The following is a 19,127-nucleotide window of genomic DNA, read 5'->3' as shown; positions in this document are numbered from 1 at the left end:
GTCTATGATGCATCCCGCCGACCTGCCGGAAACGGTATCCGTTTTTCCTTTGCCCGGGGCGTTGCTGTTGCCCCGTTCGCGCCTGCCGCTGCACATTTTCGAGCCGCGCTATTTGCAGATGCTGGACGATGCCCTGAAAACGCCTGAGCGGTTGATCGGAATGGTGCAGCCGAACCCCTGTCAGAACAACGACTCCAAACTGCATCAGATCGGTTGCGCCGGACGCGTCACTCAGTTCTCTGAAACCGAGGATGGGCGCTATCTGATCACGCTGACCGGCATTTCCCGGTTTCGGGTGAAATCTGAACTCGACGCTTTTACCCCTTATCGGCGGTGCGCGGTGTCATGGGACGGGTTCGACCGGGACTTGGGCAAAACCGAACAGGATGACGGGTTCAATCGACCGCGGTTCCTGAATCTGTTGGAAAAATTCTTTTCGTCGCAGAATCTTTCGACCGATTGGGACACGCTGAAAGACGCGGATGATGAGTTGCTGGTAAATTCGCTGTCCATGCTGCTGGATTTCGACCCTGAAGAGAAACAAGCCCTGCTTGAGGCCCCGTGCTTACGGACCCGGCGCGAGACGTTGGTAACATTGATCGAATTCGCCATGCGCGGCGGATCGAGCGAGGAACATTTGCAATGACTGAACACGCGTTTGACCGTCACATGCTCGAGGCGCTGATTTGCCCGCAGACCCACACGACCCTGCACTATGATGCGGACAAACAAGAACTGGTGTCGAAAGCCGCCGGTCTGGCCTTTCCGATCCGCAATGGCATTCCGGTGATGCTGGTGGATGAGGCGCGCGAGCTGGACTAAATCGCGCGACCCTGCAGCAATTTGGGCAGGTCCCCGGTCAACCCGGCGGCCTCGCGCACAAAGCCGCGTCGTAGGCCTGGCAGCGATCCGACGATTCCCATCCCGATATCGCGGCCTGCACGCAGAAGCGGATTGTCGTTGGAAAACAGCTTGTTGAACACGTCTGTCGCCATCGCCAGCGAGGCCGTGTCGAAGCGCCGCCACTCCTGATAACGCTCTAACACCAGCACCGATCCGATATCCTCACCCCGTCGCCCAGCTAGGGTCAGAACCTCGGCCAATGCGCCCACATCGCGCAGACCGGCATTCAGGCCTTGCCCTGCGATTGGGTGCATACCGTGGGCGGCGTCGCCCACCAGCGCCATGCGGTCGCCGATAAAGGAATTGGCGATGGTCAAGTTCAGCGGATAGGTGAACCGGTCACCTTGCAGCCGGATGTCGCCCAGAAAATCGCCGAAGCGGGGGCGCAGGACTTGCATATAGTCGGCCTCGGACAGAGCATTGATGCGCTCGGCAGCTTCGGACCGTTCGCTCCAGACGATCGAACTGCGATTGCCAGTCAGCGGTAGGATGGCCAGCGGGCCGGGCGGCATGAAGAACTGATGCGCGATACCGTGATGGGGCAGGTCATGTTCAATCGCACACACCAGCGCGGTTTGGCCGTAATCCCACCCCGTCCGCTTGATGCCCGCGCGCGCAGCGGTGCCGCTGCGGCGGCCATCGCAGCCCACCAACAGCCCGCCCGTCACGGTCGCGCCATCATCCAGTTTCACGGTCACGCCGGTCGCGTCAGCCTCTTGCGCGACAACCGTGCGTCCGTTGATCTGCGTGATCCGGGTCTCGTCGGCCATGGCGTCCAGAAAGGCACGACGCAGGTGGCGATCTTCGACCATGTAGCCCATCGGGCCCTCTTCGATCTCGGCATGGTCGAAATGCATGAAGAACGGCGAGGGGCCCACGCCCGCATGTCCATCCGTGACCTTGATTTCAAGCATCGGCTGGGCGTGACCAGAGACCTTATCCCACACGCCCACAGCATCCAGCAGCCGTTGCGAGGCCAGCGCCAGTGCATAGGCACGCCCGTCAAACGCAGCGTTCTTGCGGACTTTCTGGGCCAAGCTGTCGATCACGGTGACAGAATGCCCTGTTTGGGCCAGCGCCAAAGCCAAAGCCGGGCCGTTCAGCCCGCCGCCTACGATCAGGATATCGGTCTTGTGTTCCATGCCTCGCAATATGCGCGCCCTTTCGGGATTGTCCATGTGCGGTCCTGTCGCTACCGTCCCGTCAGCAGAATTTTCCAAGGGGGCAGGGATGCAGGACTGGTTGACCATGACGGCGTGTGATCTGGGGCGGGGGATCGGCATGGGCCAGATTGATCCGGTCGAGCTGACCGAGACCTATTTGACCGCCATCGACGCCCATCCCTACCGCGACCGCATCTATGCGCGCGTCACCCATGATCGCGCCCGGGCCGAGGCGAAAGCCGCGCAGGATCGCGCCGCGCTGGGTCTGCGCCGGTCGCTGCTGGACGGGGTGCCGATCAGCTGGAAAGACCTGTTCGATACCGCTGGTACCGGGACCGAGGCCGGATCAGCCCTGCTGAAAGGCCGTGTGCCGCAGGCGGACGCGGTTGTCGTGCGCAACGCCACGGCCATGGGCACGGTGTGTCTGGGCAAAACCCATATGAGCGAGTTGGCCTTCTCGGGCCTTGGTCTGAACCCCATCACCGACACACCGCCCTGCATTGATGATGTGGATGCCGTGCCGGGCGGGTCATCCTCAGGCGCGGCGGCATCGGTCGCTTGGGGCTTGGCGGCCTGTGGGATTGGGTCCGACACCGGAGGCTCGGTTCGTATTCCATCCGCATGGAACAATCTGGTGGGTCTGAAAACAACCGCAGGGCGGGTCAGCCTTGAAGGCACGGTACCACTGTGCCTGCGCTTCGACACTGTGGGCCCGCTGGCCCGGTCGGTTGAGGACGCGGCGCATATGCTAGCCCTGTTGGAAGGCCGCACACCCGCCGACCTGCGTGGCGCTGGCTTGAAAGGCCGCCGCTTTGCCGATCTGCAAAACATCGCCAAGGATGACCTGCGCGACGCTCCTCGTGCCGCCTATGACAGCGCGCTGGAGCGTCTGCGCGATGCAGGGGCCGAGATCGTGCCGCTGGAAGTGCCCGAACTGGCGGATGCGATGGCGCTGTCTGGTGTGCTTTACACGACCGAGGCCTATGGCCTGTGGCGCGATGTGATCGAAGCCAACCCGGATGCGATGTATCCAGAAATCCTCGAACGGTTCCGCACGGGCAAGAATGTCTCGGGTGCGGATTACATCGCGGCGTGGTCCAAGCTGAAGGCCTCTCGCGCTGCCTGGGATGTGGCCACATCCGGGTTTGATGCTGTTCTGGCTGCAACAGCGCCGATTCTGCCGCCCAATCTGGAGCGTTTGCTGACCGATCACGACTACTACGTCACCGAAAACCTGCTGGCCCTGCGCAACACGCGGATCGGCAACCTGATGGGTCTGGCCGCGCTGACCTTGCCGACAGGAACACCGGGCTGCGGGTTGATGATGATGGGCTATCCGGGGTCCGAGGAGGCTCTGCTACGGATCGGATCAGCGGCCGAGGCGGCATTGGCCTGAATGCCACAATCCCCTGATTCGCCGCCACTTTGTCTGGACGAAGTGGGGTGCGGCCTGTAACCTGCCTTAAAACGGGGCGGTATGATCCCGAACTTGAGGCAGTAGATATGAATTTCCCCGAGCGGTTTTCGAACCTACCGGAATACGCTTTCCCGCGTCTGCGCACCCTGTTGGACCACCATCAGCCGGGCGGCGATGTGATTCACATGACTATCGGCGCGCCGATGCATGATTTCCCGGCCTGGGTGACGGATGTCATCTCTGAGAATGCCGCAGGGTTTCAAGGTTATCCGCCCAACGAAGGCTCACCCGAGCTGCGTGGCGCGATCACCGACTGGATCGCGCGCCGCTATGGCGTGACGATGGACCCCGACACCAACGTGATGGCACTGAACGGCACGCGCGAGGGGTTGTATAACGCCGCCATGGCGCTGTGCCCCGAGGAAAAGAATGGCCAGAAGCCGGTCATCCTGTGCCCGAACCCGTTCTATCAGGTCTATATGGTAGCCTCGATCTCGGTCGCGGCGGAACCTGTTTTTGTATCGGCCACTGCCGCCACTGGCCATCTGCCCGACTATGCAGGCCTGCCCGAGGATGTGCTGAACCGCACTGTCGCGGCTTATATCTGTTCGCCCGCCAACCCGCAGGGCGCTGTGGCCTCGCGCGACTATTGGGCCGAACTCATCGGGTTGGCCGAAAAGTACGATTTCCGCATCTTCGCGGATGAATGCTATTCCGAGATCTACCGTGAAGAGGCACCAGTGGGCGCCCTGACCGTCGCGCAAGAGATGGGCGCAGACCCCGAACGTGTGGTGCTGTTCAACTCACTCTCGAAGCGGTCGAACCTGGCAGGGTTACGCTCGGGTCTGATTGCGGGCGGGCCGGATACGATCAAACGGGTCAAGCAGCTGCGCAACTATGCCGGATCGCCACTGCCCCTGCCGTTGCAGGCCGCCGCTGCACGTGTTTGGGCCGACGAAGAGCATGTCATCCAAAACCGCGCGCTTTATCAGGAAAAATACGCTATCGCGGATGAGGTGTTTGCGGGCGTGCAAGGTTACATGTCACCCGAGGCCGGGTTCTTCCTGTGGCTACCGGTCGACAACGGCGAAGAGACCGCACTGAAGCTGTGGCGTGAAACCGGGGTTCGGGTTCTGCCGGGCGCATATCTTTCCCAAGGCGATCCGGGGCAAAACCCGGGCGAGCATTTTATTCGGGCCGCGCTTGTGGCTCCAAAAACAGAGTTGCAGCAGGGGCTGATTACGCTCCGCGACTGCATCTATTCGTGAGGTACGAGGGCAAAATGGCATCATTGAACGCGCGCAACCGCGATCCATTGCTGGACAGTACAACGCAAGCCGCCATCGAACGGCGCAGCAAAGAGCTGATCGGGATTGCCTTGATCCTGCTGGGGTTGGCCTCGGCGGCGATGATCTGGTCCTACACGCCGGATGATCCGAACTGGATGGTCTCGACCGATGCGCCGGTGCAGAACTGGATGGGGCGGATTGGGGCCTCGATCGCGGCACCCTTGTTCATGATCGTGGGCTGGGGCAGTTGGAGCATCGCCTTGGTCCTGATCGGCTGGGGCGTGCGCTTTGCCGGGCATTTTGGCGAGGATCGCGCGATTGCACGGCTGATCTTTGCGCCGATTTGGATTGCCGTCGTCTCGGTCTATGCAGCGACTTTGGTGCCCGATGAGGCTTGGCGTTCGACCCATAGTTTTGGTCTGGGCGGGCTGTTTGGCGACACCGTCATGGGCGCGTTGCTGACACTGTTGCCGGTCGCATCGCATTTCATGGTCAAGCTGATGTCACTGGCCATGGCGCTCGGGTTGCTGGCGCTAGGCGTTTTTGTTCTGGGCTTCACGCGCGACGATGTGCGCAAAGGATTCCGGGCGTTTCTGCTGGGTTTGGTTATGTCCTATGACGGGTTGATGAACCTGCTGGGTCGTGGGGCCGCCGCGACCGCGCAGGCCGCCCGTGATCGCCGAGCGCAATGGGATGAGCGCAAGGTCGCGCGCGCCGAGGCCGCGGAGGCTGTATTCGAAGATGAACTGGCCTACGCCGACCCGGTCTTTGACGAACCGCCGCTGACCGCGCCCGAGCCCGCGAAACCGGGCCTGCTGTCACGCATCCCCGATCTGATCCGCCGCCCCGATCCGATGCCCGAGCCCGAACTCATTGACCGGGAATCTCTGGTCGATGTTGACGAGATGCCAGGCGAGGACCGCATCCGGTCGAAGATTTCCGCCGCTGTACGCAACCGCAAGGTCGCCGCGGGTGAGATGGCGCCCGAATATGACCCGAACCTGCCGCTGACCAAGGGGCGGGGGCGTGGGCCTGATCCGTTGATCCTGAACTCAGGTGCGGGCGAATTGCCGCCGGAACCGCCGATGACTTCGACTGGTTTGCCGCCCAAGTCGATGCTGACGGCAGAACCGACCGAATGGCAGGAGCCCTTACATCAGGACTTCGCGCCCGAGCCGGACTATGACGACGCCGTATTCGAGGACACGCCCGAGCCTGCGCTGCAGTCTCGGCCCGCGATGAAAATCCCCGTGGCGGAGCCACGCAAACCGGTTGTCGCGCAACCTGTGCGCCGCGCGCCTCAGCCTTCGCGCCGCGCGCAGGCCGAAGCGCAGCCTGCGCTGTCGTTCGAGGACAAGCATTCCGATTTCGAATTGCCGCCTTTGGGCCTGCTGGCCAACCCGGCGAACATTCAACGCCATCACCTCAGCGATGAAGCGTTGGAGGAAAACGCCCGGATGCTGGAAAACGTTCTGGATGACTATGGCGTCAAGGGGGAGATCGTCAGTGTTCGCCCGGGTCCGGTTGTTACTATGTACGAACTAGAGCCCGCGCCCGGTCTGAAAGCCAGCCGTGTGATCGGTTTGGCCGACGATATCGCACGCTCGATGTCGGCGCTGTCGGCGCGTGTTTCGACCTTGCCAGGGCGCTCGGTCATCGGCATCGAACTGCCCAACGAAAATCGCGAGATGGTGGTGCTGCGTGAAATCCTTGCCAGCCGTGATTTCGGCGACGGCAACCATGCGCTGCCGTTGGCCTTGGGTAAGGATATCGGCGGTGAGTCAGTCGTGGCGAACCTTGCCAAGATGCCTCACCTGCTGATCGCAGGGACCACGGGGTCCGGTAAGTCGGTGGCGATCAACACGATGATCCTGTCGCTGCTCTATAAGTTGACGCCTGATGAATGCCGCCTGATCATGATCGACCCCAAGATGCTGGAACTGTCTGTTTATGACGGTATCCCGCATCTGCTGTCGCCCGTTGTGACCGACCCGAAAAAGGCGGTTGTCGCCCTGAAATGGGTCGTTGGCGAGATGGAGGATCGTTATCGCAAGATGTCCAAGATGGGCGTGCGCAATATCGCGGGCTATAATGGCCGTGTGAAGGATGCGTTGGCCAAGGGCGAGATGTTCAGCCGCACGGTCCAAACGGGCTTTGACGATGAAACCGGCGAACCCACCTTCGAGACCGAAGAATTCGCGCCCGAGGCGATGCCCTACATTGTCGTCATCGTCGACGAGATGGCCGACCTGATGATGGTCGCGGGCAAAGAGATTGAAGCTTGCATCCAACGTCTGGCGCAGATGGCACGGGCCTCGGGTATTCACCTGATCATGGCGACGCAGCGGCCTTCGGTCGATGTGATCACCGGTACGATCAAGGCAAACTTCCCCACCCGGATCTCGTTCCAGGTGACCTCGAAAGTCGACAGCCGCACCATTTTGGGCGAGATGGGTGCCGAGCAACTGCTGGGGCAGGGCGACATGCTCTATATGGCTGGCGGGGCCAAGATCACTCGCTGCCACGGCCCGTTCGTGTCGGACGAAGAGGTCGAAGAAATCGTCAACCACCTGAAACAGTTCGGCCCGCCCGATTACATGAGCGGTGTCGTCGATGGTCCGGCCGAGGAAAAGGCCGACAATATCGATGCAGTTCTTGGCCTGAATACCGGTGGCAACACCAATGGCGAGGACGCTCTCTATGATCAGGCTGTGGCGATTGTGATCAAGGATCGCAAGTGCTCGACCTCTTATATCCAGCGGAAACTTGCCATCGGTTACAACAAAGCCGCGCGTCTGGTTGAGCAGATGGAGGACGAAGGCGTTGTTTCCGCTGCCAATCACGTCGGAAAGCGCGAAATCCTCGTCCCCGAGCAATAGGATATTTAATAACAAGGGCAGAAGGCCTATCTGTGCCTCATGAAACAGATTGCTTTTGCCCTTGCTTTGACATTGTCCGCACCCGCCGCGTGGGCGGCGGACAAGCTGCCGCTATCGCAGATATCAAACTACCTGAACGAGCTGAAAACCGTTGAGACCACGTTCACGCAGGTCAACGACGATGGCTCGCTCAGCACCGGGAAATTGTGGATCGAACGCCCTGGCAAGATGCGGTTCGAATATGATCCGCCCAACAGCGCAGTGGTACTGGCGCGGGCTGGAACCGTTCAGATATTTGATCCCAAGTCCAACCAGCCGGCTGAGCAATATCCACTAAAACGTACGCCCCTGTCGCTGGTGCTGGCGCGGAATGTGAATCTGGGACAGGCCAATATGGTGGTCGGTCACGATTTTGACGGTACCGCCACGGTCGTGACGGCGCAGGATCCCAAGAACCCGGATTCGGGTCGGATCGAGCTGATGTTTACCGGTGATCCGGTCGAACTGCGCAAATGGGTGATCCACGATAACGCAGGCAGCCAAACGACCGTTCTGCTGGGGCAGCTGGAAACTGATGGCAAGCTGAACAGCGACCTGTTCACGAAAAGGACGCGGAGCGGGTCAGGCGATCGCTGACCCGCTGGGCTGTTAAATTCGGCAGCCCGCCAGCTGTGCCTGATAGAGTTTGGCGCGCGCGTCCACATCATTGGCCACGTTCAACAACCATGTTTTGCTGTAATGGCTCCCACGAGCGTAGCCGGTATGGCCTTCGTGATAGGCCAGATACTGGTTGCGGGTGTCATGCAGCTGGATGCCGTTGCGCTGGTTGGTTTTGTTCATGTACCAACCGATGAAATCCGACGCGTCGCGGATACGGTCGCGCTTGGCGCGGCGCTTGCCGGTTTCGCGCTGGTATTCCTCCCACGTGCCGTCCAAAGCTTGACTGAACCCATAGGCGCTGCTTTGACGGCCCATCGGGATGACACCCAACACGTATTTATGCGGGGTGCGCGCATCGTGGCGATAGCGGCTTTCCTGATAGATCGTCGCCATCTGAACGTGGACGGGGACACCCCATTTCCGCTCGGTGCTTTTGAAGGCTTTGATAAAATCAGGACGTTCACGCGCAATGCTGCACGCGTCATTTAGCTTGCTGGGCGGCTGTTTGGAGCCACCACTACAGGATGCCAAAAGCAGCACCCCGAAGAGTACGATAAGAATTCTGCTCATGTGCCTCGTGCCTTTTTTCTTCATTCTAGCGCAGATTGAGCCTTTAGGAAATCACAATCGCTACAACACAATAGCTAGAATTAAAGGCAACGCGCCCACAGACAGGACAGTTGACACCATAACCAGGCCTGCGACGGCGTCTGCGTCCGCTTCGAACCGTTCGGCCAGCAGGTACGAGGTCACAGCCACCGGGGTGCACATTTGCAGGACCAGAACGCCAAACGCGACGCTATCCAGGTCAAATGCCAGCGCGATGCCCCAGCCCAGCCCAAAGCACACCGCCAGTTTCAGCGCAGACAGCCAAAGCGCCTGTCCCAAACTGCGCGAGGTCAGCCGCGCGATCGCCACGCCCAGCGTGATCAGCATCAGGGGGATGGCCATTTGCCCAAGCAGGTCCAGCGTATTGGTCAGGAAAACGGGCGTTTCCCAACCGCGCCACAGGAACAGGGCACCCAGCAGGGTGGCCCAGACCATCGGTTCGCGCGCGGCTTTGCCGAACGCACCTTTGCCCGCCACAAGATAGATCCCATAGGTAAAGGAAAAGAGCGCCGTTACAGCCAGAAAAACCACCGCAAATCCCAGCCCCGCCTGCCCAAAGGCAAAGATGCACAGCGGCACCCCCAGATTGCCTGTGTTGCCAAAGATCAGCGGGGCAAGAAATGTGCGGCGATCCAAGCCGCTGAGCCGCACGAACAGGCCAAAGGCCACCGCAAGCACCACATGCCCGGTGATGGCCGCCAACGTGAACCGCGTCAGCTCGGTGGCTGTGATCTCGGTCTGCATCAGGGCGACAAAGATCAGACAGGGCACCGCCAGCGTAACGCCCAGACGGGTCACAAATTGCAGCCGGTATTCGAACCCCAGCTTGACCCACGCAAATCCGATCCCGGCCAAAAGAAAGACCGGAGCCGCAATTTCGAACACTGTTAGTAGAAGGTTCACAGACTGTTTCCCTTAAAATCCGATCATTGATTGGCATTTCCGCCGGGAAAAGAGTAGTAAGTTCTTTGGGGGCTGAAGATATGCTGAAGACACATGCCAAGTACAAATTGGGCCAGGTGGTCCGTCACAAGAAACATCCCTTCCGAGGGGTGATTTTTGACGTAGACCCGGAATTCTCGAACACAGAAGAATGGTATCAGGCCATCCCCGAAGATAGCCGCCCGATCAAGGATCAGCCGTTCTATCATTTGTTGGCCGAAAACGACCAATCCTTCTATGTTGCTTATGTTTCTGAACAAAATCTGGTTGCCGATCAGTCCGGCGAGCCGGTGGAACATCCTGATATTCCAGACATGTTCGGCCCGTTTGAAAACGGCGCATACCCGCTGCATTTCCACCTAAACTGATCGGCGCATCGTGCGCGTTCAGGATCAGTAGCCAAGAGCGCAACCGTCTTTTCGGGGGTCGCTGGCACCTTCCAGAACACCGTCATCGCGGATTCGGATAGCCTGCGCTCCACCCAGTGGCGTTTCCGGGATTTGAACGTTGTGGCCCAGATCTGACAATTGTTGCACGACGCTGGGCGGAATTCCGCGTTCCAGTTTCATAACGTTTCCATCGGCGAAGGCGCGCGGGGCGTCGATGCTGTCCTGCAATCCCAACCCGTGATCCGTCAGGTTGGACAACAGGCGTGCGTGTCCGGTGGGTTGAAACGATCCGCCCATTACGCCGAATGGCATGGTGATGCGGTCGTTCTGTTTCAGCATACCGGGAATGATCGTGTGCATCGGGCGCTTGCCCGGCCCCATCTCATTCGGATGTCCGGCCTGCAAGGTAAAGCCAGCGCCCCGGTTTTGAAGCAGTATCCCGTATTTCGGTGAGGCGATGCCCGACCCAAAACTGTGAAAGATCGAATAGATCAGAGACACGGCCATCCGATCCCGATCGACGACGGTAATATAAACCGTATCCTTGTGGATCGCCTCGGTCAGCGGAGCGGCGGCTGGCATCGCCCGCTTAGGATCGATCAGGGCGGCGAGCTGATCTGCCAGCGCCTGATCGGTGAACTTTTCAGCCTGCGTGGCGTGATCAGGATCGGCGATAAAGCGATTACGCGCGTCATAGGCCAGTTTTGAGGCCTCGGCCTCGATATGAATACGTTCCGCGCTGAACGGGTCCATCCCGGAAAGGTCGAAATTTTTCAGGATATTTAACAACAAAAGCGCCGTCGCCCCCTGACCGTTGGGGGGGTGTTCGTACATCTCGACACCGTTGTAGCTGCTGTTGACTGGTAGGGTGACGGTACATTGGGTGGTCCGAAAATCTTCGATCGTGTGAACACCGCCCAATTGCGACAGTGCGGCAACCATGTCCTCGGCAATGTCGCCGGTATAAAACGCATCGCGCCCGTGTTGTGCGATTTGGCGTAGAACTTCTGCCTGACCCGGAGAGCGGAAGATTTGCCCCGTTTTGGGGACCTTGCCGTCGATCAGGTAGTGATCTCGCGCGGATCCTTGCAGCGTGGCTGCTCCAATATTCCAGTCCAAAGCCACGCGCGGGGCCACAGGCACGCCGGTATCCGCATAGTGGATGGCAGGGCTAAGGACCGAATCCAACCCGATCCGGCCCTCGGTTTCGGCCAGGTGGCAAAAGGCATCGACCGCGCCTGGTATTGTCACCGCCTCGGGCGAGGTCAGGGGAACCGCATTCAGACCCTGTGAGCGCAAGGCGTCCGCATTGGCCATCGCGGGAGCGCGGCCTGATCCGTTAAGGGCGCGGATTTTGGTTTCGCCAGCACGGTTGAACAGGACAAAGCAATCTCCGCCCAATCCGGTCATCTGTGGCTCGCACAGTCCCAGCAGAACTGCGCCCGCAATCGCGGCATCCATCGCATTACCGCCCTGTTCCAGAATGCTTATCGCAACTTGCGCAGCCAGCGGGTGCGATGTTGCGCACATGCCTTCCGTTGACAGGACTTCGGACCGACCCGGAACGTGAAAATCGCGCATAAAAGTATTCCCCAATAACTCGCGCCGAAGGTATCGCGCGTCGATCTATTGTCCAGTCAAATCAAGGGGAAATTCCTCGGCACCGTTCACTGGGTGGGGGCTGTGACACTTGGCGCCGAGGGAAGCTATCTGAGCTACAGGTAAATGTATGACCCTGATTTGCGGCGCGACAATGGTTCGATTTGGGCGTTATTGTGACCTTTTGCCTGTCACACGGCGTCCGGGAAATCAAAGCGCAGGGACAGCCTGTTGCAGCCGTTGCTGCGCTCATACCGGATATCGCTGGTCAATTCATGGATCAGGAACCAGCCAAATCCTCCCTCGGGCAGTTCGTCGCGCGATGACCCCAGCGCCGCCGGCATGCCTTCGGGCACCCGAAATCCGGGCAGAGGGTTGCCGGTGTCCGAAATCAGTATTTCAAGCCAGTCTTGGTTCAGCCGACACCGCACCTTGACCTGAGCGGGTGTGACCCCGGCATAGGCATGCTCGACCACGTTGTTGATTGCCTCGGCTAGCGCGATTTTTACGTCCCCGGCCTTGTGCGCGGGCAGGCCTTGCGCTTTCAGGCAGGCGCTGAGCTGAGCGATGCCCGCGCTGGCATCGGACGCTGTGGCTGAGAACTGAAGATCCAGGCAGTTACCGGTACACATGGGCAGGGCGCTTATTCATTCGATCTGCGGGCTCAGTCGGCGGTGGACGCAAGCGCGTCGCCCAGCGTCGGGTATAGCTTGAAAACCGTGTCCATACGGGTCAGGCGAAAAACCTTTTCGACAAAGGGGTGCAACCCCGCCAGATCCAGCCTGCGATCACTGCCAAGCTGTTTCATGGTGGCGACGATCGCCCCGAGACCGCTGGAGTCGATGAATTCCACCCTCGTCAGATCTAGCACCACCCGCGCAGCACCGCCTTCGGCCTCTTGCCGCATCTCTTCCTTGAACTGGATGGCCATGGCGGCGTCGATCCGGTCGGAATGCACCGTGATAATCTGGGCCGAGTCGGTTGTTTTGCTGGTCAGGCTCATGCGCGCCGGTCCTCTGAATTGCAAATCATGCGTAGAAATACGCTAGACGCCAATTCTTACCATTCGGTATCCATCCATACGGAAAAGCAGAAAAGGAGCCTCCCGATGAAGCAAGTTGTAATCGCAGGTGCAGCACGGACCCCGATGGGTGGGTTTCAAGGGATGTTCGATGGCGTCAGCGCCGCTGATCTGGGCGGAACGGCAATCCGCGCCGCCTTGCAGGGCGCCGGGGCCGATACTGCGGACGAGGTGCTGATGGGCTGCGTCCTGCCCGCGGGTCAGGGCCAAGCCCCTGCGCGGCAGGCAGGTTTCGCCGCCGGTCTGGGTGAAGAGGTTCCCGCGACCACCCTCAACAAGATGTGCGGGTCGGGAATGAAGGCTGCGATGATGGCCTATGACCAGATCGCCTTGGGGCACGCAGACACGATGGTTGCTGGCGGGATGGAGAGCATGACCAACGCCCCCTATCTGTTGCCCAAAATGCGCGGCGGCGCCCGGATCGGCCATGGGCAGGTGGTTGACCACATGTTTTTGGACGGGCTCGAGGACGCCTATGACAAGGGGCGTTTGATGGGTGCCTTCGCCGAGGATTGTGCCGAGGCCTATCAGTTCACCCGCGAGGCACAGGATGACTACGCGCTGCAGTCTCTGTCGAACGCGCTGGAGGCACAAGAAACCGGCGCCTTTGCGGATGAGATCACGCCTGTTACCCTGAAAACGCGCAAAGGGGACGTCACACAATCCACCGACGAGCAACCTCTTTCGGCCCGGCCCGAGAAAATCCCGACCCTGAAACCGGCCTTCCGCAAGGATGGAACGGTGACAGCGGCCAATGCCTCGTCGATCTCGGACGGGGCTGCGGCCTTAGTGCTGGCGTCGGAGGAAGCCGCCCAGACGCAAGCCCTGACCATCCGCGCCCGTATTCTGGGCCATGCCAGCCACGCACAGGCCCCCGGCCTGTTTACGACTGCCCCGGTGCCTGCCGCGCAAAAACTGCTGACGCAGATCGGTTGGACCACTGATGATGTGGACCTGTGGGAGGTGAACGAGGCCTTCGCCGTCGTGCCCATGGCCTTCATGCACGAAATGGGTTTGCCGCGCGACAAGGTGAACGTGAATGGCGGCGCGTGCGCTCTGGGCCATCCCATCGGCGCATCCGGCGCGCGGATCATGGTCACATTGCTGAATGCGCTCGAGAAACGAAACCTCAAACGCGGCGTTGCGGCCATCTGCATCGGGGGTGGCGAAGGCACCGCCATTGCCATAGAACGCGTTTGACCATTCTTCTTGTTTCAAATACGGCGGAGGTGAATTGAGCCACTGGCTCATGAGGGGGCAGCGCCCCCTGATACCCTTGCCTCAAAGTGCTGCCATGACCGTTGACTATTCCACCCTCGCAAAAACCATCGCCGCCCTGACCGAAGGCGAAACGGATCAGGTCGCCCTGATGGCCACTGTCACCTGCGAGGTGCATCACAGCGATGACCGCTTCAACTGGACCGGGTTTTATCGCGTGACCGAGCCCGAGGTGTTGAAGATCGGGCCGTATCAGGGCGGACATGGCTGTCTGGTGATCCCGTTTGCACGCGGCGTCTGTGGAGCAGCAGCCCGCACCGGAGAAGTGCAAATTGTACCCGATGTGGAGGCTTTTCCTGGTCATATCGCCTGTGAGTCCTCGACCCGGTCTGAACTGGTACTGCCTGTCTTTGACTCGCAGGGTGAGGTGATCGCGGTGTTTGATATCGACAGCGATCTACCAGATGCGTTTACCCAAGCGGATGCTGATGAGCTCGCTGCCATCTTGCGCGATGTGTTTGCGCGTTAAGGTCGGTTAGCCCAGCAACGGGGGCAGATAGGTGAAGGCCGCATAGCAAGCAGCGGCCTGAACTATCAGAATTGCAAACAGCCATGCTGAAAACCGGCCTTTGCGGGTTTTGTGGCGAAAAATCCAGCGCCCAACCACGGCTCCGGGGCCGCCACCCAGCGCCGCCAGCCACAAAAGGCGGCGTTCCGGCACCCGGCGCTTGCGCCGCCGCGCGCGAAGTTTGTCCCAGCCAAAGGCCAGCAGAGTCAGGGTATTGATCGCCCACAGATACATCACTGCTATCCACATGCGTGACCGATACCGAACCCGGCCGCGTGACCCAAGTGAAAAAACGCTTGGTTTTTTCATCGATTCGCGCCATCGTGAAAAACAGGGATGAAATTTCACGACAACGCGGAGCGGCAATTGAACTCGCAGGCCCCCCAAAGCGCGACCCTTGGCGCCGATATCCGCGCCCTGCGCAAAGCGCGCGGGCTGACGCTGAGCGAGATCGCGGCGCGGTTGGGCCGCTCGGTCGGCTGGCTGAGCCAGGTCGAGCGGGATATGTCTGACCCGTCCATCTCGGACCTGCGACAGATGGCCGATTGTCTGGGCGTGCCCATGTCGATGCTGTTTGCCCATTCTGCCGCCCCGGCGGCCGAACAGGGATATGTCGTCCGCGCAGGCTCGCGCCGTCCAATGGGATCGGGTGAGGAAGGACTGATCGAGGAATTGCTCTCACCCGATCTGACCGATGATTTTGAGATGGTGCATTCCACCTTCGAGCCCCGCTCGCAGATGCAGACCCCTGCCAATCGTCCGACGCAAGAGGTGGGCTATATGATCTCGGGGCGGTTGGACCTAACGATTGGAGGACGGCAGTTCTCGGTCGGGCCGGGCGACAGTTTCCGTATCAAACACGAACCCTATCACTGGGCGAACCCCTATGATGAGCCCGCCGTGGCCATCTGGGTCATCGCCCCGCCGGTGTATTGAATGAGCTTCGAGGCCTGGACCATATTCGCTCTGTTCTGGGTGGTGTTCGTCACCACACCGGGGCCGAATGCGGTCAATTGCATCTCAAACGGAATGAGCCTGCCCTTTGCCAGGGCTATGTTGGGCGTGCTGGCGATCCTGACACAGGCCAGCGCCTTTTTGATCCTGTCCGCGCTGGGCGTCACGGCGCTGATCGCGGCGTCACCCACCGGGTTTTTCATCGCCAAACTGATCGGCGCGGGGTTCTTGATCTGGATGGGCATCCGCGGCTGGATCAATGCCAGCAAACCCGCGCCCGCGTCCGAGCGACCCGCGCGCCACGTTTATCTGCACGCACTGGCAGTGGCGACCATCAATCCCAAAAGCGTGGCCGGGTATCTGGCGGCGTTTTCGCAATTCGTTCAACCCGAGGTTCCGGTCTGGCAGCAGATGGGAGTGATCATGCCCACCGCTCTGGTCATCACAACGCTCAGCTACACCGGATTTACCTTGTTGGGCGCGCTGATGGGCAAGGCCGCGCTGGGCGCTGTGTTCAATATCTGGGTCCGCCGCGTGATGGCGACCTGTTTCATCATCTACGGTGTGTTGCTGGGTACCAGCGCAACGCCTACAGCAAGGGGGTAAAGACATGCACACCGGTTCCTGCCTCTGCGGCAAGGTCGCCTTCACCATTGACGGAGACCTCGCCGCACCCAACGCCTGCCATTGCGGCCAATGCCGCAGGCAATCGGGTCATCTCTGGGCCTCCTGCGAAACCCATCAGGACAACCTCAGCTTTACCTCCAGCGAGACGCTGGGTTGGTATCGCGCCTCGGACATCGCCAAGCGCGGCTTTTGCAGCGCCTGCGGCTCGTTCCTGTTTTGGCAGCATAATGATGAGGACACGATTGCGGTTTCAATAGGGTCTCTGGACGAGCCCACCGGCTTGAAACTCGCCCAACATATCTTCGTCGCCGACAAGGGCGACTACTACGACATCAAAGACGATCTGCCCCAGCGGGCACACTAACAGGGAAGCAAAACCATGAGTGATTTTCCAACCAAGGCCCGTGTGGTCATCATCGGCGGCGGCGTCGTCGGCTGTTCATCGCTTTACCATCTGGCCAAGAAGGGCTGGACCGACTGCGTTCTGCTGGAAAAGAACGAACTGACAGCGGGCTCGACGTGGCACGCGGCGGGCAATGTGCCGACCTTTTCGACCTCATGGGCGATCATGAACATGCAGCGCTACTCGACCGAGCTGTATTCGCGGCTGGCGGATGAGGTCGATTACCCGATGAACTACCACGTCTCGGGCTCGATCCGACTGGCGCATAGCAAGGAACGGATGCAGGAGTTCGAACGCGCCCTGTCCATGGGTCGTTATCAAGGCATCCCGATGGAGATGTGGACAGCGGAAGAGGCCAAAGAGCGCTATCCCTTCCTTGAAACCCATGATCTTGAGGGCGTTCTGTACGATCCGACCGACGGCGACATCGACCCGGCGCAGCTGACGCAGGCTCTGGCCAAAGGCGCGCGGGACATGGGGCAAAAGATCATCCGTTTCTGCCCGGCAACCGGGGTGACACAGCACGACGATGGCACATGGACCGTTCACACCGATAAGGGCGATATCGACTGTGACTATGTGGTCAACGCCGCCGGGTACTATGCGCAGCGCGTGGGGGAATGGTTCAAACCCTTTGGCGGGCGCACGGTGCCTGCGATGGTCATGAGCCACCAGTACCTGCTGACCGACGAAATCCCCGAGGTTGAGGCATGGTCGAAGGAAAACGGCGGCAAGCTGCCGCTGCTGCGCGACGTGGATATCTCGTATTACCTGCGGCAGGAGAAGAACGGCTTTAACCTTGGTCCCTATGAACCCAACTGCAAGGGCCATTGGATGACCGAAGACGATCCGATGCCCGAGGATTTCAGCTTCCAGCTTTGGAACGATGATCTGGACCGGATCGAATACATCGTCACTGACGCGATGGAACGGGTGCCGCTGATGGCAACCTCGGGCGTGGGTCGGGTGATCAACGGGCCGATCCCTTACGCGCCGGATGGGTTGCCTCTGATCGGGCCGATGCCCGGCGTAAGCAACGCGTTCGAGGCGCACACCTTTACCTTCGGCATCGCGCAGGGCGGCGGCGCAGGCAAGGTGCTGGCCGAATGGATCGTCGATGGCGCGACCGAATGGGATATGTGGGCCGTCGACCCGCGTCGTTACACCGATTACACCGATCAGGACTACTGCAATCAGAAGGGTATGGAGGTCTACGGCAATGAATACGCCATGCACTTCCCGCATCATGAATGGCCTGCAGCGCGCGATAAGAAGCTGTCTCCGGTTCATGACAAGATCAAGGAACTAGGCGGTGTGATGGGCGCCTATAACGGCTGGGAACGCGCCAATTGGTTCGCCAGGCCGGGCGACGATACCTCGCTGGAAGCAACGCATACATGGGGCCGGTCCGGCCCGTGGGAGCAGCGGATCAAAGAAGAATGCGAGGCCGTGCGCGACCATTGCGGCGTGCTGGACCTGCCGGGCTTCTCGCGCTTCATGGTCAAGGGGGAAGGTGCTGCCGAGGCGCTGCGCGGGCTGGTTACTGGCGGTCTGCCCAAGGTGGGCCGGATCAATCTGGTCTATATCGCCGACGACCGGGGCCGCATCCTGACCGAAATGTCCTGCCTGCGTCTGGGTGAGGATGAGTTCGTCATGATCACCGCCGCCACCGCGCAATGGCATGACCGGGACATTCTGGTGAATGCGATGCCCTCAGGTGTCAGTGTCGAGGATGTGACCACCACACGCGACACGCTGATCGTCACTGGCCCGGAAGCGCGGGACATTCTTTCGGGTCTGACCGATGCCGATCTGTCGCTGGGCTGGCTGACCCATCAGGCCGCCACTGTGGCAGGGAAACCTGCCTATCTGATCCGCGTATCCTTTGCTGGCGAACTGGGTTGGGAAGTTCACGCTCTGAACGACGACATGCCTGCGATCTATGACGCGATCCTTGAGGCTGGTGCCACGCCGTTTGGCATGTATGCGCTGAACTCGCTGCGGATCGAAAAAGGCTACCGCGCGTGGAAGGGCGATCTGTCCACCGATTATTCGCTGTTGGAAGGCGGGCTTGGGCGTTTTGTCAAACTAGACAAGCCGCAGGATTTCCCCGGCAAGGCCGCGATCCTGAATGAAAAGCAGCAGGGGGTGAAGAAGTCGTTCGTGACTCTGACGGTCGAGGCAGGTGACTGCGACGCGCCCTATATGTCCTGCATCTGGCAAGGCGATCAGATCGTGGGTGAGACGACGTCCGGCGCATGGGGCTATCGCGTGGGCAAATCCATCGCGCTGGGCATGATCAAGTCGGAACTGGCAAATCCGGGCACCGCGTTGGAGGTCGAAATCTACGGTCAGAAATACCCCGCTGTGGTGCAAGAGGATCAACCCCTCTGGGATCCGGCCAACGACCGGCTGCGGGCCTGACC

Annotated in this window: 20 protein-coding genes; 13 read left to right on the top strand and 7 right to left on the bottom strand. The window is 60.2% G+C overall.

Annotated features, from left to right (window positions below):
• Nucleotides 1-4: 4 nt before the first annotated feature.
• Both ACR0L1_RS17870 and ACR0L1_RS17865 read left to right on the top strand, forming a co-directional pair.
• Nucleotides 5-646 (top strand): LON peptidase substrate-binding domain-containing protein, encoded by a 642-nt coding sequence (locus tag ACR0L1_RS17870; RefSeq protein WP_480505277.1) that lies wholly within the window; start codon nt 5-7, stop codon nt 644-646.
• Nucleotides 643-822 (top strand): Trm112 family protein, encoded by a 180-nt coding sequence (locus tag ACR0L1_RS17865; protein ID WP_170355381.1) that lies wholly within the window; start codon nt 643-645, stop codon nt 820-822. The genes ACR0L1_RS17870 and ACR0L1_RS17865 overlap by 4 nt, the downstream gene beginning before the upstream one ends.
• On the opposite strand, the gene ACR0L1_RS17860 is transcribed toward ACR0L1_RS17865, so the two are convergent.
• On the bottom strand, nt 819-2,081 hold the full coding sequence (locus tag ACR0L1_RS17860; RefSeq protein WP_480505279.1) for an FAD-dependent monooxygenase: 1,263 nt from the start codon (nt 2,079-2,081) through the stop codon (nt 819-821). The two genes, ACR0L1_RS17865 and ACR0L1_RS17860, sit on opposite strands and share 4 nt — an antisense overlap.
• 52 nt (nt 2,082-2,133) lie before the next feature.
• On the opposite strand from ACR0L1_RS17860, the gene ACR0L1_RS17855 reads away from it, so the two are divergent.
• From ACR0L1_RS17855 to ACR0L1_RS17840, 4 genes are all read left to right on the top strand, one after another.
• The gene (locus ACR0L1_RS17855) at nt 2,134-3,462 is read left to right on the top strand and encodes an amidase (protein ID WP_480505281.1); all 1,329 of its coding nucleotides are present in this window, start codon (nt 2,134-2,136) and stop codon (nt 3,460-3,462) included.
• Between the two features lie 107 nt (nt 3,463-3,569).
• On the top strand, nt 3,570-4,751 hold the full coding sequence (locus tag ACR0L1_RS17850; RefSeq protein ID WP_480860145.1) for an aminotransferase class I/II-fold pyridoxal phosphate-dependent enzyme: 1,182 nt from the start codon (nt 3,570-3,572) through the stop codon (nt 4,749-4,751).
• A gap of 14 nt (nt 4,752-4,765) precedes the next feature.
• Nucleotides 4,766-7,651: a DNA translocase FtsK gene (locus tag ACR0L1_RS17845; RefSeq protein WP_480505285.1), complete on the top strand. Its 2,886-nt coding sequence runs from the start codon at nt 4,766-4,768 to the stop codon at nt 7,649-7,651.
• 39 nt (nt 7,652-7,690) lie between these two features.
• Entirely contained in the window at nt 7,691-8,287 is a 597-nt protein-coding gene (locus ACR0L1_RS17840; protein ID WP_170791204.1) for a LolA family protein, read from the top strand.
• Between the two features lie 12 nt (nt 8,288-8,299).
• Here ACR0L1_RS17840 and ACR0L1_RS17835 read toward each other — a convergent pair whose 3' ends face one another.
• Nucleotides 8,300-8,881, bottom strand: coding sequence for a transglycosylase SLT domain-containing protein (locus ACR0L1_RS17835; RefSeq protein ID WP_170774790.1), 582 nt, complete (start codon nt 8,879-8,881; stop codon nt 8,300-8,302).
• Between the two features lie 60 nt (nt 8,882-8,941).
• Entirely contained in the window at nt 8,942-9,823 is an 882-nt protein-coding gene (locus ACR0L1_RS17830; RefSeq protein WP_170791202.1) for an AEC family transporter, read from the bottom strand.
• An 80-nt stretch (nt 9,824-9,903) separates the two neighbouring features.
• Here ACR0L1_RS17830 and hspQ point away from each other — a divergent pair, with 80 nt between their 5' ends.
• Complete coding sequence (gene hspQ, locus ACR0L1_RS17825) at nt 9,904-10,230, top strand: heat shock protein HspQ (protein WP_170774786.1); 327 nt, start codon at nt 9,904-9,906, stop codon at nt 10,228-10,230.
• 24 nt (nt 10,231-10,254) lie between these two features.
• Here the strand turns inward: hspQ and ggt are convergent, their stop codons facing one another.
• The 3 genes from ggt to ACR0L1_RS17810 all read right to left on the bottom strand — a co-directional run bounded on the left by ggt (nt 10,255) and on the right by ACR0L1_RS17810 (nt 12,853).
• Nucleotides 10,255-11,832 carry a gamma-glutamyltransferase gene (gene ggt, locus ACR0L1_RS17820; RefSeq protein ID WP_480860142.1) on the bottom strand — a complete coding sequence of 526 codons (1,578 nt, stop codon included), beginning with the start codon at nt 11,830-11,832 and terminating at the stop codon, nt 10,255-10,257.
• Nucleotides 11,833-12,041: 209 nt separating this feature from the next.
• Entirely contained in the window at nt 12,042-12,482 is a 441-nt protein-coding gene (locus tag ACR0L1_RS17815; protein ID WP_480860140.1) for an ATP-binding protein, read from the bottom strand.
• 32 nt (nt 12,483-12,514) lie between these two features.
• Complete coding sequence (locus ACR0L1_RS17810) at nt 12,515-12,853, bottom strand: STAS domain-containing protein (RefSeq protein ID WP_480860138.1); 339 nt, start codon at nt 12,851-12,853, stop codon at nt 12,515-12,517.
• Nucleotides 12,854-12,958: 105 nt separating this feature from the next.
• Between ACR0L1_RS17810 and ACR0L1_RS17805 the strand changes: the two genes are divergently transcribed.
• Both ACR0L1_RS17805 and ACR0L1_RS17800 read left to right on the top strand, forming a co-directional pair.
• Nucleotides 12,959-14,131, top strand: coding sequence for a thiolase family protein (locus tag ACR0L1_RS17805; RefSeq protein ID WP_480860136.1), 1,173 nt, complete (start codon nt 12,959-12,961; stop codon nt 14,129-14,131).
• Between the two features lie 94 nt (nt 14,132-14,225).
• Nucleotides 14,226-14,678: a GAF domain-containing protein gene (locus ACR0L1_RS17800; RefSeq protein ID WP_480860134.1), complete on the top strand. Its 453-nt coding sequence runs from the start codon at nt 14,226-14,228 to the stop codon at nt 14,676-14,678.
• Between the two features lie 6 nt (nt 14,679-14,684).
• Here ACR0L1_RS17800 and ACR0L1_RS17795 read toward each other — a convergent pair whose 3' ends face one another.
• A complete protein-coding gene (locus tag ACR0L1_RS17795) occupies nt 14,685-14,951 on the bottom strand; it encodes a DUF1294 domain-containing protein (protein ID WP_237215654.1) in 267 nt (88 codons plus the stop codon).
• A gap of 102 nt (nt 14,952-15,053) precedes the next feature.
• Here ACR0L1_RS17795 and ACR0L1_RS17790 point away from each other — a divergent pair, with 102 nt between their 5' ends.
• From ACR0L1_RS17790 to ACR0L1_RS17775, 4 genes are read left to right on the top strand one after another with little or no spacing between them, the layout of a single operon-like run.
• Entirely contained in the window at nt 15,054-15,653 is a 600-nt protein-coding gene (locus tag ACR0L1_RS17790; protein ID WP_237218064.1) for a helix-turn-helix domain-containing protein, read from the top strand.
• A complete protein-coding gene (locus ACR0L1_RS17785) occupies nt 15,654-16,277 on the top strand; it encodes a LysE family translocator (protein ID WP_170783066.1) in 624 nt (207 codons plus the stop codon).
• 4 nt (nt 16,278-16,281) lie between these two features.
• Nucleotides 16,282-16,662: a GFA family protein gene (locus ACR0L1_RS17780; protein WP_170791189.1), complete on the top strand. Its 381-nt coding sequence runs from the start codon at nt 16,282-16,284 to the stop codon at nt 16,660-16,662.
• Between the two features lie 15 nt (nt 16,663-16,677).
• The gene (locus tag ACR0L1_RS17775; protein WP_480860131.1) at nt 16,678-19,125 is read left to right on the top strand and encodes a GcvT family protein; all 2,448 of its coding nucleotides are present in this window, start codon (nt 16,678-16,680) and stop codon (nt 19,123-19,125) included.
• Nucleotides 19,126-19,127: the final 2 nt, after the last annotated feature.

The organism is Ruegeria sp. J8 (assembly GCF_056531925.1).
The sequence above is the reverse complement of the archived record's forward strand: the minus strand, read 5'-3'. Positions and strand labels throughout refer to the sequence as shown.